The sequence below is a fragment of the Duganella sp. Root336D2 genome (genome assembly GCF_001425005.1).
Taxonomy (GTDB): Bacteria; Pseudomonadota; Gammaproteobacteria; order Burkholderiales; family Burkholderiaceae_D; genus Rugamonas.
On sequence record NZ_LMDB01000037.1, the window covers coordinates 366,251 to 388,465 of the forward strand.

Annotated in this window: 22 protein-coding genes; 6 read left to right on the forward strand and 16 right to left on the reverse strand. The window is 61.4% G+C overall.

What is annotated here, in order from left to right; translation table 11 throughout:
• Positions 1 to 5 precede the first annotated feature (5 nt).
• Positions 6 to 1,556 (reverse strand): murein biosynthesis integral membrane protein MurJ, encoded by a 1,551-nt coding sequence (gene murJ / locus ASD07_RS26060; RefSeq protein WP_055937375.1) that lies wholly within the window; start codon positions 1,554 to 1,556, stop codon positions 6 to 8.
• Between the two features lie 195 nt (positions 1,557 to 1,751).
• Between murJ and rpsT the strand changes: the two genes are divergently transcribed.
• Positions 1,752 to 2,018, forward strand: a complete 267-nt coding sequence (rpsT, locus tag ASD07_RS26065) for a 30S ribosomal protein S20 (protein ID WP_055937377.1) — start codon at positions 1,752 to 1,754, stop codon at positions 2,016 to 2,018.
• A gap of 88 nt (positions 2,019 to 2,106) precedes the next feature.
• On the opposite strand, the gene ASD07_RS26070 is transcribed toward rpsT, so the two are convergent.
• Positions 2,107 to 2,397, reverse strand: a complete 291-nt coding sequence (locus tag ASD07_RS26070; protein ID WP_055937380.1) for a hypothetical protein — start codon at positions 2,395 to 2,397, stop codon at positions 2,107 to 2,109.
• Positions 2,398 to 2,477: 80 nt separating this feature from the next.
• Positions 2,478 to 3,041 carry a pseudouridine synthase gene (locus ASD07_RS26075; protein ID WP_055937383.1) on the reverse strand — a complete coding sequence of 188 codons (564 nt, stop codon included), beginning with the start codon at positions 3,039 to 3,041 and terminating at the stop codon, positions 2,478 to 2,480.
• A gap of 102 nt (positions 3,042 to 3,143) precedes the next feature.
• Between ASD07_RS26075 and icd the strand changes: the two genes are divergently transcribed.
• Complete coding sequence (icd, locus tag ASD07_RS26080; RefSeq protein ID WP_055937386.1) at positions 3,144 to 4,397, forward strand: NADP-dependent isocitrate dehydrogenase; 1,254 nt, start codon at positions 3,144 to 3,146, stop codon at positions 4,395 to 4,397.
• A gap of 94 nt (positions 4,398 to 4,491) precedes the next feature.
• Here icd and ASD07_RS26085 read toward each other — a convergent pair whose 3' ends face one another.
• The 4 genes from ASD07_RS26085 to ASD07_RS26100 all read right to left on the reverse strand — a co-directional run bounded on the left by ASD07_RS26085 (position 4,492) and on the right by ASD07_RS26100 (position 7,474).
• On the reverse strand, positions 4,492 to 5,274 hold the full coding sequence (locus tag ASD07_RS26085; protein ID WP_055937389.1) for a hypothetical protein: 783 nt from the start codon (positions 5,272 to 5,274) through the stop codon (positions 4,492 to 4,494).
• Positions 5,275 to 5,297: 23 nt separating this feature from the next.
• On the reverse strand, positions 5,298 to 6,590 hold the full coding sequence (locus ASD07_RS26090) for a PoNe immunity protein domain-containing protein (protein WP_055937392.1): 1,293 nt from the start codon (positions 6,588 to 6,590) through the stop codon (positions 5,298 to 5,300).
• A gap of 97 nt (positions 6,591 to 6,687) precedes the next feature.
• A complete protein-coding gene (locus ASD07_RS26095; RefSeq protein ID WP_055937570.1) occupies positions 6,688 to 7,188 on the reverse strand; it encodes a GNAT family N-acetyltransferase in 501 nt (166 codons plus the stop codon).
• Between the two features lie 82 nt (positions 7,189 to 7,270).
• Entirely contained in the window at positions 7,271 to 7,474 is a 204-nt protein-coding gene (locus ASD07_RS26100) for a cold-shock protein (RefSeq protein WP_055937397.1), read from the reverse strand.
• 326 nt (positions 7,475 to 7,800) lie between these two features.
• Here ASD07_RS26100 and clpS point away from each other — a divergent pair, with 326 nt between their 5' ends.
• Positions 7,801 to 8,103 (forward strand): ATP-dependent Clp protease adapter ClpS, encoded by a 303-nt coding sequence (clpS, locus tag ASD07_RS26105; RefSeq protein WP_055937573.1) that lies wholly within the window; start codon positions 7,801 to 7,803, stop codon positions 8,101 to 8,103.
• Complete coding sequence (gene clpA / locus ASD07_RS26110; protein ID WP_055937400.1) at positions 8,100 to 10,400, forward strand: ATP-dependent Clp protease ATP-binding subunit ClpA; 2,301 nt, start codon at positions 8,100 to 8,102, stop codon at positions 10,398 to 10,400. Before clpS ends, clpA begins: the two co-directional genes overlap by 4 nt.
• Positions 10,401 to 10,452: 52 nt before the next feature.
• Here the strand turns inward: clpA and ASD07_RS26115 are convergent, their stop codons facing one another.
• From ASD07_RS26115 to prpR, 9 genes are all read right to left on the reverse strand, one after another.
• The gene (locus tag ASD07_RS26115) at positions 10,453 to 11,154 is read right to left on the reverse strand and encodes a LytTR family DNA-binding domain-containing protein (RefSeq protein ID WP_229207292.1); all 702 of its coding nucleotides are present in this window, start codon (positions 11,152 to 11,154) and stop codon (positions 10,453 to 10,455) included.
• Positions 11,151 to 12,164, reverse strand: coding sequence for a sensor histidine kinase (locus ASD07_RS26120; RefSeq protein ID WP_229207293.1), 1,014 nt, complete (start codon positions 12,162 to 12,164; stop codon positions 11,151 to 11,153). The genes ASD07_RS26115 and ASD07_RS26120 overlap by 4 nt, the downstream gene beginning before the upstream one ends.
• An 85-nt stretch (positions 12,165 to 12,249) precedes the next feature.
• Positions 12,250 to 12,900 carry a LytTR family DNA-binding domain-containing protein gene (locus tag ASD07_RS26125; RefSeq protein WP_229207294.1) on the reverse strand — a complete coding sequence of 217 codons (651 nt, stop codon included), beginning with the start codon at positions 12,898 to 12,900 and terminating at the stop codon, positions 12,250 to 12,252.
• Positions 12,897 to 13,931: a sensor histidine kinase gene (locus ASD07_RS26130; RefSeq protein ID WP_055937406.1), complete on the reverse strand. Its 1,035-nt coding sequence runs from the start codon at positions 13,929 to 13,931 to the stop codon at positions 12,897 to 12,899. Before ASD07_RS26130 ends, ASD07_RS26125 begins: the two co-directional genes overlap by 4 nt.
• Positions 13,932 to 13,942: 11 nt before the next feature.
• Positions 13,943 to 14,980 (reverse strand): sensor histidine kinase, encoded by a 1,038-nt coding sequence (locus tag ASD07_RS26135; RefSeq protein ID WP_055937409.1) that lies wholly within the window; start codon positions 14,978 to 14,980, stop codon positions 13,943 to 13,945.
• 13 nt (positions 14,981 to 14,993) lie between these two features.
• The gene (locus ASD07_RS26140; RefSeq protein ID WP_055937412.1) at positions 14,994 to 15,797 is read right to left on the reverse strand and encodes a sensor histidine kinase; all 804 of its coding nucleotides are present in this window, start codon (positions 15,795 to 15,797) and stop codon (positions 14,994 to 14,996) included.
• 79 nt (positions 15,798 to 15,876) lie between these two features.
• On the reverse strand, positions 15,877 to 16,341 hold the full coding sequence (locus ASD07_RS26145; RefSeq protein ID WP_055937414.1) for a DUF6328 family protein: 465 nt from the start codon (positions 16,339 to 16,341) through the stop codon (positions 15,877 to 15,879).
• Positions 16,311 to 18,290: an acyltransferase family protein gene (locus ASD07_RS30470; protein WP_082507569.1), complete on the reverse strand. Its 1,980-nt coding sequence runs from the start codon at positions 18,288 to 18,290 to the stop codon at positions 16,311 to 16,313. The genes ASD07_RS26145 and ASD07_RS30470 overlap by 31 nt, the downstream gene beginning before the upstream one ends.
• A gap of 83 nt (positions 18,291 to 18,373) precedes the next feature.
• Positions 18,374 to 20,011, reverse strand: coding sequence for a propionate catabolism operon regulatory protein PrpR (prpR, locus tag ASD07_RS26155; RefSeq protein WP_055937417.1), 1,638 nt, complete (start codon positions 20,009 to 20,011; stop codon positions 18,374 to 18,376).
• 146 nt (positions 20,012 to 20,157) lie between these two features.
• Here prpR and prpB point away from each other — a divergent pair, with 146 nt between their 5' ends.
• Together prpB and prpC are read left to right on the forward strand one after the other, a co-directional pair.
• Complete coding sequence (gene prpB, locus ASD07_RS26160; protein WP_055937420.1) at positions 20,158 to 21,045, forward strand: methylisocitrate lyase; 888 nt, start codon at positions 20,158 to 20,160, stop codon at positions 21,043 to 21,045.
• 17 nt (positions 21,046 to 21,062) lie between these two features.
• Positions 21,063 to 22,214, forward strand: coding sequence for a 2-methylcitrate synthase (prpC, locus tag ASD07_RS26165; protein WP_055937423.1), 1,152 nt, complete (start codon positions 21,063 to 21,065; stop codon positions 22,212 to 22,214).
• Position 22,215 lies beyond the last annotated feature (1 nt).

Consider the following 22,215-nt stretch of genomic DNA (forward strand, 5'->3'; position numbering starts at 1 on the left):
CGCCTTTACTTGGCGCGGCGCTTGAAGTCGCGCAGGCGGAAACCGAGCGCGAACAGGGTGCCGAAGTACACCACTGCGCAGGCGCCGATCACCAGGAACAGCGCGCCGGCGCGCAGGAAAGCGTGTTGGCGCATGCCCAGCCAGTCGAATTGCTGCGCACCGCACCAGCCGGCAAGCCCCATCAGGACTACCGCCGCCAGCAAACGGGCCAGGAACTTTGGCCACCCCGGTTGCGGATTGTAGATGCCCTTCGCGCGCAGGCCCCGGTACAGCAAGGCGGCGTTCAGCAGCGCCGCCACGCTGATCGACAGCGCCAGCCCGGCGACCTTGAACTGCCAGACGAAAGCCAGGTTCATTACCTGGGTCGCAACCAGGGTGATGACACCGATGCGCACCGGCGTGCGCACATCCTGGCGCGCATAAAATGCCGGCGTCAGCGATTTGACCAGGATGATGCCGACCAGGCCGACCGCATAAGCCAGCAAGGGCTGCGCCGACATCACGGCCGCGAAGTCGGTGAACTTACCGTTGTGGAACAGGGTTGCCATGAGCGGCAACGCCAGCACAGCAATACCTACCGCCGCCGGCATGGCCAGCAGGAAGGTCAGGCGCAAGCCCCAGTCCAGCAGGGACGAATATTCGTCGTGGTCCTGTTCCTGGCTGGCCTTTGACAGGCTAGGCAGCAGGATGGTACCCAGCGCCACGCCGAGCAAGGCGTTGGGGAATTCCATCAGGCGGTCGGCGGCGGTCAGCCAGGACACGCTGCCTTCCTGCATCCAGGAGGCATACGTGGTGTTGATCATCAGGCTGATTTGCGCCACCGACACTGCAAACAGGGCAGGGAGCATATTTTTCAGCATGCGGCGCACGCCCGGATCGGCCAGGCCGACGCGCGGATTCCATGACAAGCGTGGCAGCATGCCGATCTTCACCAGCGAGGGCACCTGGATCGCAACCTGCAGGACGCCGCCCACCACGACCGCGATCGCCATGGCATAAACCGGTTGCTTCAAGTGCGGAGCCAGGAACAGGGCAGCGGAGATGAAGGAGATGTTCAGCAGCACCGGGGTAAAGGCCGGGATCTTGAACTGGCGCCAGGTATTCAGTACGCCGCTGGAGAGCGCGACGAAGGACATGCAAGCGATATAGGGGAACATCAGGCGCGTCATCCACACTGCGGCGTCAAACGATGCCGGATCCTTGCTCAAGCCCGAACCAATCAGATAGATGAACAGCGGAGCGCCTATAATCCCCACCGCACTGGTGAGCAGCGTGGCCCAGACCAGGACGGTCGCCACATGGTCGACCAGGGAACGGGTAGCCTCTTCACCCTGCCTGTTTTTGTATTCTGCCAACATTGGCACAAAAGCCTGCGAAAAAGCGCCTTCCGCGAACAGGCGGCGCAACAGGTTGGGAATGCGGAAGGCAATGTAGAACGCGTCGGTCATGCCGCCCGCGCCGAAAGCGCGGAAGAACAGGACTTCACGGAGCAGCCCCGTAATGCGGGACAACATTGTCATGCTTGAAATAGCGGCGAGGGTCTTGAGCAAGTTCATGGGCGCTGATTATAGCGAAAGCAGCAACGCCCCGACATTTAGAATTGCCCTGGCAGCAAAACCCCGTTATAATTTAAGGCTGTACAGAATTCAGTATGGCAGGCAGCGACGTTCAGCCGGCTCTGAAAACACCGCACCGGTTTGGCAAACGCTATTGTTTGCAAACGAACTTTGACAACGAATTAGGATTCTCAAATGGCAAATACCGCACAAGCGCGCAAACGCGCTCGTCAAGCAGTTAAGCAAAACGCTCACAACTCCGCTCAGCGTTCGACCCTGCGCACCGCGATCAAAGCTGTTCGCAAGGCGATCCAGGCTGGCGACAAAGCTGCTGCTACCACCATCTTCCAGGCTTCCGTGTCGACCATCGACTCGATCGCTGACAAGAAAATCATCCACAAGAACAAGGCTGCTCGTCACAAGAGCCGTCTGGCAGCTGCCCTGAAGGCACTGTCCGCCTAAGTTCGTGTGCTGGCAGCATTAGCCGCCAAACAGGTGTACCGGAATAACCCGCATGGCATTGCGCCATAGCGGGTTTTTCACTTTGCGCCTACTTCATCGAAGCAGCCATGGAAGCGGCGGAGGCTGCCGATGCGGCAGCAGAGGCCGCGGCAGAAGCGGCTTTCTTGGCTTTCTTGGCCGATTTCTTGGCGGAGGCCGCGTCCGAAGCGGCGGCCGAAGCGGCCGATGCGGCGGAAGCCATTGGTGCGGCGGATGCCATCGAGGCAGCGGATGCTGCGGCGGAAGCCGAGGCGGAAGCCGAGCCTTTCAGGTGGTGGTCGGCAGCGAAGGCGGAGAGGGAAAGCAGGGAGGCAAGCAGCGCGACAGTAGTCTTAGACATGGCGAACTCCTTTTATAGTGGATGAAGGTTCTGGTGAACCTGATTCATCAACGCTGCCGCGACTTGCCTGGTTGACTTATTTAGTGCGTGCTCAGGTCGTCCGCTGAAACTTCCATCCATTCGCCCGGCATCAGCGGGTGGCTGGCCAGCGATATGGCGCCGATGGCCGAGCGCACCAGGCGCAGGGTAGGGTGGCCGATGGCGGCGCTCATGCGCCGTACCTGACGGTTTTTGCCTTCTTGCAGGGTGATCGCCAGCCAGGACGTGGGCTGGCCGGCGCGCTGGCGGATCGGCGGATTGCGCGGCCACAGCCAGGCCGGCTCGGCGATGCGTACCGCCTTGCAGGGCAGGGTGGTGAAGTCGCCCAGGTCGAGCGGCGCCTGCAGGCGCCCCATGGCGTCGGCATCCGGCACGCCTTCCACCTGTACCAGGTAGGTCTTGGCTTCCTTGCGATCGGGGTGGGCAATCTTGTGCTGCAATTTGCCATCGTCGGTCATCAGCATCAACCCCTCGCTGTCATAGTCGAGGCGGCCGGCCGGGTAGACGTTCGGGATCTTGATGTAATCGGCCAGGGTTTCCTTATCCCCGGAGGGGGAAAACTGGCACAATACCTGGAAAGGTTTATTAAAAAGTATCAGGGGCATAGGTTGGTAGTATAGCGCCCAGTAAAATACTGGTGCATAATGTGGAACGCCAGTGTCTTATGTCTTATAGAAGACTGCCAAACCCCTTCTTCGGAGAACACGATGTACCAACATATCAAAGTACCTGCCGACGGCCAGAAAATCACCGTTAATGCCGATTATTCCCTGAGCGTGCCTGACACCCCGATCATCCCTTACCTGGAAGGCGACGGCACCGGCGTCGACATCACCCCGGTGATGATCAAGGTGGTGGACGCGGCGGTTGCCAAGTCGTACGGCGGCAAGCGCAAGATCAGCTGGATGGAAATCTTCGCCGGCGAAAAGTCGACCAAGGTCTACGGCCCGGACGTATGGCTGCCGGAAGAAACCCTGAAGGTACTGAAGGACTACGTCGTGTCGATCAAGGGCCCGCTGACCACCCCGGTCGGCGGCGGCATCCGTTCCCTGAACGTGGCCCTGCGCCAGGAGCTGGACCTGTACGTCTGCCTGCGCCCCGTACGCTACTTCAAAGGCGTGCCATCGCCAGTACGCGAGCCTGAGAAGACCGATATGGTGATCTTCCGCGAGAACTCGGAAGACATCTACGCCGGCATTGAATGGCAGGAAGGCTCGGAAGGCGCCAAGAAGCTGATCGAATTCCTGACCAGGGAAATGGGCGTGAAGAAGATCCGCTTCCCTGAAACTTCGGGCATCGGCATCAAGCCGGTGTCGATCGAAGGCACCGAGCGCCTGGTGCGCAAGGCGATCCAGTACGCGATCGACAACGACAAGCCGTCCGTGACCATTGTCCACAAGGGCAACATCATGAAGTACACCGAAGGTGGCTTCCGTGACTGGGCCTACGCGCTGGCGCAGAAGGAATTCGGTGCTGAGCTGATCGATGGCGGCCCATGGTGCAAGTTCAAGAATCCGAAGACCGGCCGCGAGATCACCGTCAAGGATTCGATCGCCGACGCCTTCCTGCAGCAGATCCTGCTGCGTCCTGCGGAGTACTCGGTGATCGCCACCCTGAACCTGAACGGCGACTACATCTCCGATGCGCTGGCGGCGCAAGTGGGCGGCATCGGCATCGCACCGGGCGCCAACCTGTCCGACTCCGTGGCCATGTTCGAAGCGACCCACGGCACCGCGCCCAAGTATGCAGGCAAGGATTACGTGAATCCGGGTTCGCTGATCCTGTCGGCTGAAATGATGCTGCGCCACATGGGCTGGACCGAGGCTGCCGACCTGATCATCTCCGCGATGGAAAAGGCCATCACCTCCAAGAAGGTCACCTACGACTTCGCCCGCCTGATGGAAGGCGCGACCCAGGTGTCGTGCTCCGGCTTCGGCGACGTGATGATCGAACAGATGTAATCGATCCGGCTTCAAGCCAAACCCCATTTCCGCGAGGACATGGGGTTTTTATTTTTCTCGGCTGGGGCAGCCCTTCAACGTTGGCGCAAGCTGACTACTTGCCGCTATCGCAGGTATGCGAGATACGCGTCCAGACGGTACGCGAACGGGTTTTCATGGTCGGCGTGCCCGCTTGCATGCGGTCGAGCGCCATGCGGATGCCGGCTTTTTCTTCTGGGTCGGTGCTATTCTCCATTTCTGCCTTCATGCGTGCAATGGTGGCGGCGTAAGTCGCGTCGCTCTGCTTTTGCATGCCCGGCAGCTCGGCCAGTTGCTGTTTGGCGCGTGCACGGATCTCGGGCGTCTCACCATGCTCGGCCTGCTGTTTGAGCAAAGGCGACAGGACTGACATATTGGGCGCGGCGCCGGTCGTCACCATCGTCATATCCGATAGAAATTCCCAGCGCTCCTTGTCGAGTTGGTGCACGGTCAAGTCAAGCCTGCCGAAAGAGCAATTGGCGGTCTGGGTAAAGCCATCCTTGATTCTGGTTATCGACTGCACCGTGCAAGCTTCGGCTTGCGGCGGCAAGGGCAGCGTCCCGCCGGTCACGGCCTTGACGCAATGCGTGACCGGAGCACTGCCCTTGAACTCACGCGTGGCGCTATTTGCGCCGGCTTGCCAGCGTGCGGTTGTATCGCCGTGCTCACCCTCGGTGGTCAAGCGGACTTGGGTAGGGTTGCCGCTGAAGGCCATCGTACCGTCGGTATCGATGCGGTACAGGCCCAGTGGCGGCAATTCGATGGGCGCCGCCAGACTTGTCTCGCTAGTTAATGCGCCTGCCGCCAACAGAAGGGCAGCCAGCAGGCGGTGCGTTGTATGCAATTCGAATGTCGACATTTATTTTCCTTTTGTTTGTTAAGTTATTGCCACTGGCTATGGTTCAGGCGCTTGAGGCCAAGTTGCTCACATAGCGTCGTGAATTCGGCTTCATGGTGATAGCTGTATAGAAGGGCATTCCAGTTATCGCCGCCGTCGTCGAAGACGGCCAGCCGCCGTTCGTTGTCGTTTGCACGGTCTTGCAGCGCATTCAGCATCGTGGTGACGGCGGCCGTTCCTTGCTGCGCCGTATTGGCAAGCCCTGCTGCGGGTAATTGCCATGCTTCGCACAGGGCCGTTGCCTGGGCGGCCAACGTGGCGTCATCCTTCAAATCGGCGTGCAGCGCCAGGCCACGCGCTGCCAACGTCGCCATCAGCGTATGGATAGGCGGCATGGTTTTGCGCTTGCCCAGCGCCTGCCTGGCGGCGTCGGTTAGGGCAGGCTGCTCGCCGCACACCAGCTCGATCCAGCGGGCGTACGCTTCGGCTTTGGTCAGGACATAGTCACGCTTGGGTTTTGGTCTGGCGGTAGCGGGCAAGCCCTCAGCCGGGTCCCGCACGCAGCTGCGCCAGGCGTCGCGCGTTGGTCGAACGTGAGTGCGGTAGTAGTCGACCAGTTCGTGCGGATAGTAGGGCAGGTGGCGGAACGCGCTGTCGTCGACATCGAAGGCACAAACGGCAAGGCCCAGGTGCAGCGGGAAATATTCGAATGCCGACTTGCCGTCCCCGACCTGCTCGCGGTAGCCGAAAGCCTTCATCAGCCTGGGCCACTGCTTCATGTAGGTGGCAAATGCCTGCGGCCAGGTTGCGGGCGGCTGCAGCAGCGCACCCACCAGCTGCTCCTCGTGCGGCATCGCCTTATGCTCAATATCGAGATCAGCCGGGTAGCGCTCACCTGGCGCGAAGGCTTTGCGCACCATCGTAAACAGGACTGGATTGCCGCCCGGCGTGAACCAGTTGTCCAGATGCGTCACCTGCGCACCATCGTCATCGAAGCAGACCAAGGCGAACAGCAGCATCCAGCTAGCTGTTTGGTCAACCTGCAGGCGCAGCCGATGATCGGGAAACAGCTTGGCGCACAAGTCTGCCGCCTGCTGAAGTAAGGGCAGGTAGTCACCATGGAAGTGGTGACGCAGCAAGTCGAGCGAGTCGCCGCGAGCGTAGCGCTGCAGCAGTCCCCGGGCCAGGTGGCTGGGTACTGCCAGCAGGCTGTATTGGTGCGGATTGTCGGGTTCTTCCAGTGCCTTTCGGATCGCCCCGCTTGCCAACCGTTCATGACTTTCGACCTGGTAGCTTGTTGATTCCACGGTGGCGGTGAGATTGCGCGGCTTATGCATATGAAAAACTTATCCTAAAGATAAGTCTATCTTACCCCAGCGCACAAAAATTCCCGCGTTGATTCGCCAAATCATGGGAATGCTGGCGGGGGCTGCTTTAATTATGCCGGTAATGCAGGCAGGCCAGTTGCGCGCCGCCGACCACGGCGGTAATGGGGGACGGGCCTGCCAGCGCGAAGCCGGCGCGTTCCAGGACCCGGGCGGAGGCGGCGTTGGCAATGGTGACGTGGGCGTCGAGGCCGGCCAGCTCCCAGCGGCCATATGCCAGTTCCATCAGGTGCGACAGCGCGGCACCCGCCAGGCCGCGGCCAATGGCGGACGCTGCAATGCGATAGCCGACTTCGGCCCGGCCACCGATGCGGTCGATATCTTTCAGGTTGCAGCGGCCAAGAATGCCCCCGTCTTCAATCAACAGGCAGGGATGCAGGCTGCCGGCCGAATAGCGGGCCAGGTATTCCTCTATATGTGCCGCTACGCCGGACAGCTTGTAAAAGTCGGGCGTTCGCGCATCGACCTGCGATTCGAACCAATCGCGGTTGGCGAGCTCGAACGCAAGCAGGGCTGGCGTGTCGGCTAGGCTGAGAGTGCGTATTTGCATGACGAAATCAGCATAGTAGTTGCCGGGCAAGGTGCGAAAAAAAACCCCGCAGGGCGGGGCTTTTGCTGATCCGAGGCCAGGGTTAGCTGGATTGGATGTTGGAAGCTTGCTTGCCTTTAGGGCCTTGCGTGACTTCGAACTGCACTTTTTGACCTTCTTTCAGGGTCTTGAAGCCGTTCATGTTAATAGCGGAAAAGTGCGCGAACAAATCCTCACCGCCATCATCAGGAGTGATGAAGCCAAAACCTTTGGAGTCATTGAACCACTTAACGGTACCAGTTGCCATATTAAAAAAACCTTCATTAAAAACGAATCACACGAGCCATAAAAGCAAGAAGCTTCCTGCCCCCTCCTCGACAACTCACTTCTTACCGGCATGTACAGAACTGCACAATGTCGATATCGCATTGTTGGCGGAACAATTTTTAATGTCAAGCGCTTTCACTAGCACACGGTGAGCTTTTTGCAACAGCTATTTTTGAGGCCCCTTGATTTATGCCAACCTGACCGCCATCTGCGGCAATCGGCGAAAACGCGTAAGATGAGTACTGGTGGAAATGGCCCTCTTAAATGGGCGTTGCAACTAGTCTGAAAGCATTAGAATATAAGCGTATGGCAACCAAGCATGACACCGAAACCGTCCTGGAACGGCAGGCAATAAAGCCGCCACCTATGTACCAGGTGGCGCTCTTGAACGACGACTACACTCCGATGGAGTTTGTAGTCGCCATCATCCAGGAGTATTTCAATAAGGACCGGGAGACGGCCACACAAATTATGCTGAGTGTCCATCGCTACGGCAAAGGCGTGTGCGGCGTTTTCTCTAAAGATATAGCTTCAACCAAAGTGGAGTTTGTTTTAACGCATGCACGCAAGGCGGGGCACCCCCTGCAATGTGTGATGGAGGAAGTATGATTGCGCAGGAATTGGAAGTAAGTTTGCATATGGCGTTTGTCGAAGCGCGGCAGGCACGACACGAGTTCATCACCGTGGAGCACTTGCTGCTGGCGCTGCTTGACAATCCATCGGCAGCCGAGGTGCTGCGCGCCTGCGCAGTGAATATTGAGGACCTGCGCAAAACGCTGACCAACTTCATCGGCGATAACACCCCGACCGTGCCTGGCACCGGCGAAGTGGATACCCAGCCTACCCTGGGCTTCCAGCGCGTGATCCAGCGCGCGATCATGCACGTGCAGTCGGCTTCCAACGGCAAGAAGGAAGTGACCGGCGCCAACGTGCTGGTGGCCATCTTCGGTGAAAAAGACTCGCACGCGGTGTACTACCTGCACCAGCAGGGCGTCACCCGCCTGGACGTGGTCAACTTCATCTCGCACGGCGTGCGCAAGGACCAGCAGATGGAGTCCGGCAAGGCCTCCGAGGGCGTGGAAGAGGGCAGCGTGCCGGAAGGCCAGGCCAAGGAATCGCCGCTGGACCAGTTCACGCAGAACCTGAACAAGTCGGCCGCCGAGGGCAAGATCGACCCGCTGATCGGCCGCGAAGACGAAGTGGACCGTGTGATCCAGGTCCTGTGCCGCCGCCGCAAGAACAACCCGCTGCTGGTGGGCGAGGCTGGCGTGGGCAAGACCGCCATTGCGGAAGGCCTGGCTTACCGCATCACCCAGGGCGACGTGCCGGAAGTGCTGTCGAGCGCTGTGGTCTACTCGCTGGACATGGGTGCGCTGCTGGCCGGCACCAAGTACCGCGGCGACTTCGAGCAGCGCCTGAAGGCGGTGCTGAAGCAGCTGAAAGACAACCCGAACGGCATCCTGTTCATCGACGAGATCCACACCATCATCGGTGCCGGTTCGGCCTCGGGCGGCACGCTGGACGCGTCCAACCTGCTGAAACCGGCCCTGGCCAACGGCCAGCTGAAGTGCATCGGTGCGACCACCTTCACTGAGTTCCGTGGGGTGTTCGAAAAAGACCATGCGCTGAGCCGCCGCTTCCAGAAGGTCGACGTCAACGAGCCGACCGTGGAGCAAACCGTGCAGATCCTGCGCGGCCTGAAGTCGCGTTTCGAAGAACACCATGGCGTGAAGTATTCGTCGTCGGCGCTGTCGACTGCGGCCGAACTGGCGGCGCGTTTCATCAACGACCGCCACCTGCCGGACAAGGCGATCGACGTGATCGACGAGGCGGGCGCCGCGCAGCGTATCCTGCCGAAGTCGAAGCAGAAGAAAACCATCGGCAAGGCCGAGATTGAGGAAATCATTTCCAAGATCGCGCGCATCCCGCCGCAGACCGTCAACCAGGACGACCGCAGCAAGCTGGCCACCATCGACCGCGACCTGCGCAACGTGGTGTTCGGCCAGGATCCTGCGATCGAAGCGCTGGCTTCCGCGATCAAGATGTCGCGCGCCGGCCTGGGCAAGCAAGACAAGCCTATCGGTTCCTTCCTGTTCTCCGGTCCGACCGGCGTCGGCAAGACCGAAGTGGCCAAGCAGCTCGCCTTCATTCTGGGCATTGAGCTGATCCGCTTTGACATGTCGGAATATATGGAGCGCCATGCGGTGAGCCGTCTGATCGGCGCGCCTCCTGGCTACGTGGGTTACGACCAGGGCGGCCTGCTGACCGAAGCAATCACCAAGAAGCCGCACGCGGTGCTGCTGCTGGACGAGATCGAGAAGGCGCATCCTGACATCTTCAATATCCTGCTGCAGGTCATGGACCACGGCACGCTGACCGACAACAACGGCCGTAAAGCCGATTTCCGCAACGTGATCATCATCATGACCACCAATGCGGGTGCGGAAAGCTTGCAGAAGCGTTCGATCGGTTTCACCGACAGCAAGGAAGCAGGCGACGAGATGGCGGACATCAAGCGCATGTTCACGCCGGAGTTCCGCAACCGCCTGGACGCGACCATCAGCTTCCGCGCACTGGACGAGGAAATCATCCTGCGCGTGGTGGACAAGTTCCTGATGCAGCTGGAAGAGCAGCTGCACGAGAAAAAGGTGGAAGCGATCTTCAGCGAGAAACTGCGTAAGTTCCTGTCGAAGAAGGGCTTCGATCCTTTGATGGGCGCGCGCCCGATGTCGCGCCTGATCCAGGACATGATCCGCAAGGCGCTGGCCGACGAACTGCTGTTCGGCAAGCTGGTGTCCGGCGGCCGCGTGATCGTGGACCTGGACGAAGCCGAAGCCATCAAACTGGAGTTCCCGGAACCGGATGCGGCGCCTACGCCACCCCCGGAGACCGTTGAAGTCGAATAAGCGGTACTCCGCTTGCGAAAACCCGCCCGGCTTTGGGCGGGTTTTTTTTCGCTCAGAATTCCTGCAATTGCTTGAGGGCCGCCACGCGGCGGCGCGAGACTTCCACCGTCATACCGGCGATACGCAAGGACAAGGCGCCGCCTTCGCCGTTCTCGACGCCTTGCACGGCGGCCAGGTTGACGATGTGGCGGCGGCTGGCGCGGAAGAACTGCTGCGGGTCGAGGCGCTGCTCGACTTGCAGCAGCGAGCGCGCCAGCAGCGGTGCGGAGCCGTTGAAGTAGAGGCGGGTGTAGTTGCCTTCCGACTCGAACAGGCGGATGTCTTCCAGCCGCACGAACCAGCAGCGCTCGCCGTCGCGGATGAACAGCTTGCGTGGCGCGGCGCTGGGCGGCGGCGCCAGGCCCAGGCGAGCGGCGGCTCGCTCCAGCGCCGCGGCCAGGCGTTGCGGTTCGATGGGCTTCATCAGGTAATCGAGCGCACTGGCTTCGAAGGCCTGCAGGGCGTACTGGTCGAAGGCGGTGGTGAAGATCACTTCCGGCGCCTCGTCCAGTGTGGCCAGCAGGTCGAAGCCGCTGCCGCCCGGCATCTGCACGTCCAGCAGCAGCAGGTCCGGTTGCAGGGTTGCGATCTGCAGCGCCGCTTCGGCGGCATTGGCCGCTTCCCCGACGATACTGACGCCGGGATGGGAGGCCAGCAGGCGCCGCAATTCGGCGCGCGCCAGACGTTCGTCGTCGACGACCAGGATGCGCATCATGCGGCCACCGGGAATTGCAAGGTGGCGCGTACCCAGCCGCTGTTCTCGCTCAATTGCAGGCTCGCTTCGTCGCCTAAGGACAAGGCCAGGCGCTTGCGGGTGTTGCTAAGGCCAACCTTGGTGGAGTTGCCGAACGAGCGGATGGCGCCCGCGTTGGCGATCTCGATCAGGGCGTTGTCGCCGGCACGGCGGGCGGTGATCAGGATGTCGCTGCCGGTCTTGCTCATCTCCACGCCGTACTTGACGGCGTTTTCCACCAGAGTCTGCAATGACATGGGTGGAACCATGACCTGTTCCAGCCCCGGTTCGACGGTGATGCTGGCGCGCAAGCGCTCTTCAAAGCGGATTTTTTCAATGGCCAGGTAGGCTTCGACTGCTTCCAGTTCCTTTTGCAGCGGCACCTTGTGCAATTCGCCTGTCTGCAGGGTATAGCGCATCAGGCTCGCCAACTGGTCGATCATCTGCGAGGCCGAATCGGGTTCTTGGTAGACCAGCGCGCGGATGCTGTTCAGGCTATTGAAGAAGAAATGCGGATTGACCTGGGCTTGCAGCGCGCGCAATTCGGAGTCCTTGGCCTGCACCTCCATGCGCAGGGCGCTCGCTTCGAACTGGTTTGCGCGGCGGATAGCCAGCGCCACCATATAAGCAAGCTGCCAGCCGACGAAAACGCAGCTCCAAAGGGTAGCCGAAGGCGCCATCCATGCCCAGCTGCTGTCGAATTTCCCCTGCAAGAAATAGATCGCCGCCGCTACGCTCAGCGCCTGCAGCGGTCCTAACAAAAGCGACGGGCCTACGAACATGCGCCACTTGATCGTGCCGGTATTCCAGCTGCGGGCCTTGATCAAACGGTGCCAAAGGTCCGACAGCAAGGCGCCGCTGGCCGCGGTCCAGACGCAGGTGGCCAGCACGCCGGGCAAGTTGAGGAAATGGCTGTAAATTACCGCGACAACGAGGAAGATCAGTGTCCAGCCGAGGCCTTGCATGATCCAGTACCAGTTAAGCCTTGCCAACAAAGGACGCCGGAGTTCTGTCATAGGAGCGGTTAGTGGAGGAATTGGTCGGTGCGAGCATACATCCATTCTGCATCGTCGTACATCATGAAATAACGGGCTGGTTAGCGCCCGTGATCTCCACCGCGACGCCGCCTACTTTCAACGCCAGGGAGCCGCCGGCTGTCTGGACGATGCGATCGACATCGGCAAGGTTGACGATATGGCGGCTGCTGGCGCGGAGAAATTGCTGCGGGTCGAGCAGCTTCTCCAACTGCGGCAGCGGGCGTGCAATCAGCGGCGAGCCGCCGTCGAAATAGGCGCGTGTTTGCTGGCCTTCCGATTCAAACAGGCGAATATCCATCAGGCGCACGAGCCAGTATCGGTCGCCGTCGCGGATGAAAAGCTTGCCCGGCTTCCCGCCCATTCCGGCTCGCACTGCAGCGCGTTCCAATGCGGCTGCAAGGCGTTGCGGGTGGATGGGCTTGAGCAGGTAGTCGGCCGGGCAGGGGCCTTGGCCTGTAGTGAAGATAATCTCCGGTACCTCGTTGAGTGCGTCGAGCAGGTCGAAGCCGCTGCCGCCCGGCATTTGAACATTCAGCAGGATCAATTCCGGCGTCAAAGCGGCGGCTTGGGCAATGCCGTCGCCAACGTCCGCCGCCTCGCCGACGATTTCGAAATGCGCGTGGCCAGCCAGCAGGCGGCGCAGTTCCTTGCGCGCCAGCCGTTCATCGTCGACGACCAGCACGCGCATCATGATGACAAAGGAAAGGTAACAGTGGCGCGCACCCAGCCATCGCGCTCCACCAGGTCCAGGCTGGAATTTCCGCCTTTGGCATGCAGCAGACGTTTGCGGGCATTGGCCAGGCCGACGCGGGTCGAATTGCCAAGCTTGGCCAGCGTGCCACGGTTGGCTACCTCGATCTGTGCGCGGCCATTGGCCTGGCTGGCGCTGATGCGGATTTCCGTTCCAACGCTGCTTTGCTCGACGCCGTATTTGACCGCGTTTTCCACCAGCGTCTGCACGGCCATTGGCGGGATCGTCACCGCGCCCATCTCGCCGGCGATGTCGATGGCGACATTCAAGCGTTCTTCAAAACGGATCTTTTCGATGGCGAGATATGACTGCACTGCCTCCATTTCTTCTTTCAGCGGTACGGTGTCGGCATAGCTGGAAGCGAGCGTATAGCGCATCAGCGTTGCCAGCTGGTCGATCATCTGCGCGGCCGAGTGCGGGTTCTCGAAGATCAGCGCCCGCACGCTGTTCAGGCTATTGAAAAAGAAGTGCGGGTTGACCTGGGCCTGCAGTGCCTTCAGTTCGGCCTCCTTGGCCAGCACGTCGAGACGCAGCGCCTCCGATTCGAAGCGGTTGGCGCGGCGCAAGGCCGTGGCAGCCATATAGCACACCTGCCACGCCGTCATGATGCCGGACCAGAACAGGATCAGCATCGGCAGCCAGCTACCGCCGTCGGCCACGCCAACCAGTGTGCGCGCGATGAAAGTGACGGCAGCCAGTTGCAATGGACCGAGGATGAAGATGGCCACGGCGACCTGGCGCCAGTCCGCCTTGCGCGAGTTCCATTCGCGCAGCTTCATGTACCGGCGCCATAAGTCGGTCAGCACCAGGCCGCTGACGCCATCCAGGATGCAGGCCAGGACCGCGCCTGGCTTTTCCAGGAAGGGGCCGTTGACCAGCATGATGAAAGCAGTGATGGCGCTCCAGCCCAGTCCTTGCAGGATCCAGTACCAGTTGATGCGCGCAAGTAGCGGTGTACGAAGTTTATTCATTGCGCTCTATCTCAGGCGGCGAGCGGGAAACGCAAGGTAGCCGTCACCCAGCCATCGTGTTCGCTCAAGTCCAGGCTGGATTGTCCGCCCTTTGCCAGTTCCAGCCGTTTGCGTGCATTGCCCATGCCAACCTTGGTCGAGCCGGCATTGGCGAGCAGCGAGCCCTGGTTGGCGACTTCGATCACTGCATGGCCGCCCGACTGGCGTGCGGTGATGCGGATCTCGCTGCCGTCGGTACGGCGCTCGACGCCGTATTTGACCGCATTTTCAACCAGGGTCTGCAAAGTCATTGGCGGAATCGTCACGTGCGCCATCCCGTCGCCGATCTCAAAATGCGCGCGCAAGCGTTCCTCGAAGCGGAGCTTCTCGATGCCCAGGTAGGCGTGCACGGCATCCAGTTCCTGCTTCAGCGGCACGCAATCGCTGAACGTGGACATGAGCGTGTAGCGCATCAGGGTAGCAAGCTGGTCGACCATATGGGCGGCGTTGTCGATGTTTTCGTACATCAGGGCGCGGACGCTGTTCAGGCTATTGAAGAAAAAGTGCGGGTTGACCTGCGATTGCAAGGCCCGCAGTTCGGCGTCCTTTGCCAGCACTTCCAGTCGAAGTGCTTCGGCCTCGAGCCTCGAGGCGCGGCGCAGCGCAACCGCCGCCATGTAGCAGATGGTCCATCCCAGCATGACGGCGCACCAGAAGGCCAGTTCTATTGAAATGCGCTCCGGACGGCCGACATCGGCCAGGTGAGGCGCGAAGATGTAGGTTGCCAGCTCCGAGATCGCAGTCTGCAAGGGTGCCAGTACCAGCACTGCGGCAGCTGGCAGCCGCCAATCGTTGCCATGGCGGTTCCAGCGCCATGCCTTGAAGATGCGGTGCCATGCGCTGGTGAACATCCAGCCGCTGCCAAAAACCAGGATGAATGAGGCCAGTATCTTGGCATTCGTATAGCGGTTGTTGCCGAGGATGATCAACAGGAACAGCGTTCCCCAGCCAATGATTTGTAGCGCAGAGAACCAGCCAAGGCGGGAGACGGGGGCGCGGTTGTGGTCCATGTAGTGGAATCCTTTATGCTGCGACCGGAAAGCGCAAGGTTGCGCGCACCCAGCCGTCGATTTCAGCAAGATCGAGGGTGGCATGCTCGCCTTTGGATAGCGCCAAACGCTTGCGTGCATTGCTCACGCCAACTCCGGCCGATTTGCCGCCTGCCAGGATGCGGCCGCGGTTTGCTACTTCGATGATGGCAGTTCCGCCGGTACGTTGCGCGCGGATGCTGATTGCGCTGCCGCTCGAGGACGGTTCGACGCCGTATTTCACAGCGTTTTCCACCAGCGTTTGCAGCGCCATCGGCGGGACCATGATCGCTTCCATGTCCTTGCCTATGTCGATAGCGAATTGCAGCCGTTCTTCGAAGCGAATTTTCTCGATCGCCAGGTAGGCGTTCACGGCGCTCAGTTCTTCTTGCAGCGGCAGGCGCTGGTTGCTGCGCAGCGACAGTGCGGCCATGTAGCAGACATTCCATGCCAGCATGACGCCGCTCCAGAACGACAGCAGGATCAATTTCCACGGCAACCCGCCGCCTTGCCAGCCGGGACCTGTCAGGAAACGGTCCATTTCGAGATTGCCGACGCTCTGGATGACTCCCAGCAGGATCGCCGCTCCGACTGCAACCGGCCAGGTGAGGTGTTTGCCGCGGCGCTGCCTGGTATTGCACAGTTGGCGCCACGCGCAGCTCAAGGCCAGGCCACTCAAGCCGCACCAGGCGGATAGCGGGAACAGGATGATTTCCAGCCGGTTGACCAGGGCGACGAACAGCGCGACGCCGGCCCAGCCAGTGACTTGCAGCGGCCAAAAATAGTGTGCTCTTTTCATGGAATGGAAGCATAACGCACGCAGAAGGATGCCGTTCCGGCGATATGACGAGTGGTCGGATCGGATGACAGGCGGTTGCTCAGGGGCGGTGTGAGCGACCGCGGGCGCGCAAGGGGAAAATGAACCAGGTGCCAATCAGCAGCAGGAAGGCGGCCAGGCCGCCGGCTGCGCTTCCCATGTCGCTTCCTGTGACCATATACAGGACCACGGCGATGTCCAGCGCCAGGCCGGCGGCAAGCGGTGCGAGGGCGTAGCAGATGGCGCGCGAAGAAATTTTGATCGCATGCATGGAGACCTGGCCCGGTTCGGCCAGGCGATGGTAGGCAGCAGGCAGCATGACCAGTGCGATGGCCACCACCACCAGCGCCAGGGCGGCGGCATGGCAGTCCTGGGCGTAGACCGGCAGCTTCTCGAAGCGGTCGTTGAAGACGGCAATGGACTGGAAGCCGAACAGTGCCTGGATACCTGGCAGTATCATGCGCGCCTCTTCAATGATGCGGCCCATCTGTTCTTTTAGTGTCTCTTGTTCGGTGTGCTCGTCCATGCCGTCGATTTTAGCGAGCAGCCGGTTTCGCAGGCGCGCGCCTGTCCCGCCAGGATACCGTGCGCGACAAGACCCGCGCCGTAGACGGACATATGGTCGTCGTCGAAATACAGGGCTTTGGCGTCCTTGACGGCGTAGCAACGCGCTGCATCGCAAAACAACGATTCCGGCCGCACGATGCGCACGCCGGCAGGCAATTCGCCCAACCGTTGCTCGACATAGGCGCTGCGACGGCGCCACCAGTCCAGGGTGACACCGTCAACGGTGCGTGGATCCTCGGCCTGGCGTATCAGCTTGTCCACCTGGCGCGGCAGTTCCGGCGCTTGCAATACCACGGTCACGCGTTTGCCTGCGCCGACAAAGCGGTTCAATATCGTCTTGTACGATGCCCAGATGGCGCTGCGCTTGGCATCGGAGAATTCGTCCGGCAAGCGCGGGTAAATGCCTTCATGGTCGCCGAACAGCGCGCTGTGAAGGCGGTAGCTGACCACTACCTCCTTGATATGGGGATCGCCGGCGATGAAGTCGACCGTTTCGCGCGTCCAGTCGCTACAGCCGGGATTGAGGTCTGCGCGCTGATAGGAAGGCGAGCAGCCGCTGAAGCTGAACTGGCGCACTCCCTGGTGGCTGTCCTTCAACTCCACTGACAGCGCGTAAGCCAGTTCGATGGCATGGCTGTCGCCGAATACAGCCCATTCGCCGCCAGTTGCATTGAAAGCGCAGGCGTCCTGGGGTTTGCGGTAGTCCAGCCCTTTGGTATGGCAGACAGCCCGCTCTGGGCTTGCAGTGACGGTACGCAGGACCTCCTGCTGCTGTGGCGTAGTTTTCACGCTTCGCATACCATCGGTTTTGTGGCCGGCCAAGCCGATGCCGAAAAACAGCAGCGAGCCGGCGATGGCAAACGCGAAGACTTGCGGGCGGCCGAACTTGCTGCGGTTGCGGAACGGCTTTTCGACAAACTGCCAGCTAAGGTAGGCCAGCACCATGGTCAACGCAACCAGGCTGGCCATCAACGCGGTGCTGGGGCCTTCCATGCTGCGATGGCGCGCGAACGCCAGGAGCGGCTGGTGCCACAGGTAGGCGCTGTAGCTGACCAGGCCCACCCCGACCAGGATCCTGCTGCCCAGGATCTTGCCGACCGTAGTCGGCGGCGCCGCGAACAGGATGATCATTGCAGCGCCAACCGTGGGCAGCAGCGCATATACGCTGGGGAAGGGCGTGTATTTGTCGAAGGCGAAAATACTGATGCCGATCAGGCCAAGCCCCGCCAGGCTGGCCAGTTCGCGGGTGCGCTGCGCATACTCTCCGGCGCCCGGCCGCGACATGTAATACGCGCACAGGGCGCCGATGGCCAGTTCCCAGCCGCGTGTGGGCAGCAGGAAGAAGGTGGCAGTCGGATCCTTGGCAACGCCCCATTGTGCTGCAGCCAGGCTGGCGAGCGCCGTACCTGCCAGCACCGCAAGCAGCACGCGTTGGTCGCGGCGCCAGAACAGCATCAGGAACAGGGGGAAGAGCAGGTAGAACTGTTCTTCCACCGCCAGGCTCCAGGTGTGGAGCAGCGGCTTGAATTCGGCGGAAGAATCGAAATAATCGCTCTGTTGCCAGAACAGGATATTCGATGCAAAGACAGTGACGGCCAGCAGGCTTTGCCCAAAGCTTTTCAAATCATCGGGCACCAGCCAGAACCAGGCGAACGGCAGGCAGGCGAGCAGCAGCAGGAATAGCGCGGGCAAGATGCGGCGCGCCCGCCTTTCGTAGAAATTCAGGATCGAGAACTGGCCGGCTTGCAGTTCATGGATCAGGATCGTCGTGATCAGGTAGCCGCTGATGACGAAGAAAATATCGACCCCAACGAAGCCGCCGCCGAACAGCTGGAACCCTGCGTGAAACAGGATTACCGGCAGGACGGCAACCGCCCGTAGACCATCAATTTCCCTGCGATATTCCATGAATTGCCCCTGAAATCAAGGCAAGACGATACTACGGCATTGTAATTGATGCAATATTATGTGGTTTCGATGCCGCAGGCGCACTAGGTTTCCTGTTCTTCGCGCAAACGGCGCCAGAGCGTCGTGCGGCTGACGCCCAGGTAGTCAGCCGCGGCGTCGCGGCGGCCGCCGAAACGTGCCAGTACTTCGGTGACGCGTTCCGGTGCGCTCGCGCGTGGCGCCGATGCGAACGGTGCGGCCAGTTGCGGTGCCGTGTGCGGGGACGCGCCCAGTTCCGGCGCAACGCCGATGACGAAGCTTGGTGTCAGGGCTTGCAGCGGTTCGGCGGCGAGGAATAGCGCCAGGCGTTCGGTCAGGTTGCGCAGTTCCCTCACATTGCCCGGCCAATCGTAGCGCAGCAGCAGCGGGGCGCAGGCGGCTAGTTCGGCCGGCAGGTTCGGGTGGGCGCGTGCGCCCAGGCTGGCCAGTGCGGTGCGCAATGACCATTCGGCCAGCGGCTGGATGTCGGTTGGACGGTCGCGCAGCGGCGGCAGCGACAGGCGCAGCACGGCCAGGCGGTAGAACAGGTCGGCGCGAAAGCGGCCTTCGCGCACGCGTGCCTCCAGGTCGCAATGGGTGGCGCTGATGATGCGCACGTTGACGGGAATCGGCCGCGTGCCGCCGACCCGCACCACTTCGCGTTCTTCCAGTACGCGCAGGAGCCGGGTCTGCAGCGCAAGCGGCATTTCGCCGATCTCGTCGAGGAACAGCGTGCCGCGGTTGGCTGCTTCAAACAGGCCCGCGTGGCCGCCGCGCCGCGCGCCGGTGAAGGCGCCTTCTTCGTGGCCGAACAATTCCGATTCCAGCAGCGATTCGGCGATGGCGCCGCAGTTCACGGCGACAAACGGCCGGTTGGCGCCGCCCAGGGTGCGCGGCGATTCGCGGTGGATGGCCTGCGCCACCAGTTCCTTGCCGCTGCCGGTTTCGCCCTGGATCAGCACTGTGGCGGGCGACTTCGCGTACAGCACGACCGCCTGGCGCACGCGCTCCATCGCCTCGGATTCACCGCGCAGGTCGGCCAGCCCATGTTTGGCGCGCAGGGTGTCGGCCACCACGTGGCGCCGGCTGCGATTGGTTTCGAGCTGCGCCAGGCGCGCCAGTTCCAGTGCATCGTCGAAGGCCTGGCGGATCGAGGCGGCGGAATAGACAAACACGCCGGTCAAGCCGGCTTCTTCAGCCAGGTCGGTAATCAAGCCTGCGCCGACAATGGCCTTGATGCCCGCAGCTTTCAGGTCGTTGATTTGCGCGCGCGCGTCTTCTTCGGTCGCGTACGTGCGCTGTTCGATCGGAACGCCGAAGGTGGCTGCGAACTCCGCCAGCGCGGGCATGTCCTCCTGGTAGGTGATCACGCCGATGCGGTCCGATACTTTGCGGGCGCGGGCCAGGGCCTGCATGAAGTCGAAACCGCTGGCCTTGGCGATCACCACCGGTATCGACAGGCGGCCTTTCAGGTAGGCCGCATTGGAACCTGCCGCGATCACCGCATCGCAGCGCTCGGCCGCCAGGCGTTCGCGGATGTGGCGCGCGGCTTCGTCGAAGCCGAGGTTGATCGGCTCGATATCGGCCAGGGCATCGTATTCCAGTGTGATATCGCGGAACAGTTCCGACAGGCGCGAGACTGAAACGGTCCAGATCACAGGCTTGTCGGCCGGGTCGAAGGGCAGGGGAGTGGAATGTCGCATGTTTCACCTGAAACGTTGCACGTGTTTCAATTTGGAACATTATACTCTGGCGCCGGCGTTGCAAGTACTTGATTTTGCTGGACCGGCGCGGCTGGCACGCCACTTGCACTATGGTCGGCAAACTCTCCATAACTGTTAAGGACATCATGAGCCAATATTCCGCAGGCGCCGCCTTTCGCAAGGCCGTGCAAGAAGAATCCCCGCTGCAGGTGGTCGGCGCGATCAACGCCAACCACGCCCTGTTGGCCAAGCGCGCCGGCTTCAAGGCGATCTACCTGTCGGGCGGCGGTGTGGCGGCCGGCTCGCTGGGCCTGCCGGACCTGGGCATTTCGAACCTGGACGACGTGCTGACCGACGTGCGCCGCATCACCGACGTATGCGACCTGCCGCTGCTGGTGGACGTCGATACCGGCTTCGGCTCCTCTGCTTTCAACGTGGCGCGCACCGTGAAGTCGATGATCAAGTTCGGCGCCGCAGCGATGCATATCGAAGACCAGGTCGGCGCCAAGCGCTGCGGCCACCGTCCGGGCAAGGAAATCGTGTCCAAAGGCGAGATGGTCGACCGCATCAAGGCTGCCGTGGATGCGCGCACCGATGAAAACTTCGTGATCATGGCCCGCACCGATGCGCTGGCCGTGGAAGGCCTGGATGCGGCCATCGAGCGCGCCGTGGCCTGCGTGGAAGCCGGCGCCGACATGATCTTCCCGGAGGCGATGATCTCGCTGGACATGTACAAGCAGTTCGCCGCGGCAGTTAAAGTGCCGGTACTGGCCAATATCACCGAATTCGGCTCGACCCCGCTGTTCACCGTGGAAGAGCTGAAGTCCGCCGACGTGGGTTTGGTGCTGTACCCGCTGTCAGCCTTCCGCGCCATGAACAAGGCTGCCGAGAATGTGTACACCGCGATCCGCCGCGATGGCACCCAGCAGAACGTGGTCGACACCATGCAGACCCGCGCCGAACTGTACGAGCGCATCAGCTATCACGATTTCGAGCAAAAACTGGACGCGCTGTTCGCAGCGGCCAAGAAATAATCCGAGGAGAGACCGCCATGACCGAACAAGCCCCAGCCTTCAAGCCCAAGAAATCCGTCGCCCTGTCCGGCGTTGCCGCCGGCAATACCGCCCTGTGCTCCGTCGGCAAGACCGGCAATGACCTGCATTACCGCGGCTACGACATCCTGGACGTCGCCACCACCTGCGAATTTGAAGAAATCGCCTACCTGCTGGTGCACGGCAAGCTGCCTAACCTGGCTGAACTGAAAGGCTACAAGAAGAAGCTGAAGTCCCTGCGCGGCCTGCCGCAAGGCGTGAAGTCCGCCCTGGAAGCGCTGCCGGCATCGGCCCACCCGATGGACGTGATGCGCACCGGCGTGTCCGTGCTCGGCTGCTGCCTGCCTGAGAAGGATGATCACAACATCGCCGGCGCGCGCGACATCGCCGACCGCCTGATGGCCTCCTTCGGCTCCATGCTGCTGTACTGGTACCACTTCAGCACCAACGGCAAGCGCATCGACGTGGAAACCGACGACGAAACCATCGGCGGCCACTTCCTGCACCTGCTGCACGGCGAAAAGCCGTCCGAATCGTGGGTGCGTGCGATGCACACCTCCCTGATCCTGTACGCGGAGCACGAGTTCAACGCCTCCACCTTCACCAGCCGCGTGATTTCCGGCACCGGTTCCGACATCCACTCCGCCATCACCGGCGCAATTGGCGCGCTGCGCGGACCGAAGCACGGCGGCGCCAACGAAGTCGCGCTGGATATCCAGCAGCGCTACGAAAACGCCGACGAAGCCGAAGCCGACATCCGCAACCGCGTCGCCAACAAGGAGGTCGTGATCGGCTTCGGCCACCCTGTATACACCATTTCCGATCCGCGCAACGTGGTGATCAAGGAAGTGGCGCGCTCCCTGTCGCAGGAAGCCGGTTCGATGAAGATGTTCGACATCGCCGAGCGCCTGGAATCCGTGATGTGGGAAATCAAAAAGATGTTCCCGAACCTGGACTGGTTCTCCGCCGTGTCGTACCACATGATGGGTGTCCCGACCGCCATGTTCACCCCGTTGTTCGTGATCTCCCGTACTTCGGGCTGGGCTGCCCATGTGATCGAACAGCGCATCGACAACAAGATCATTCGTCCAAGCGCCAACTACGTCGGCCCTGAAGACCTGGCCTTCGTACCACTGAAGGACCGCAAGTAAT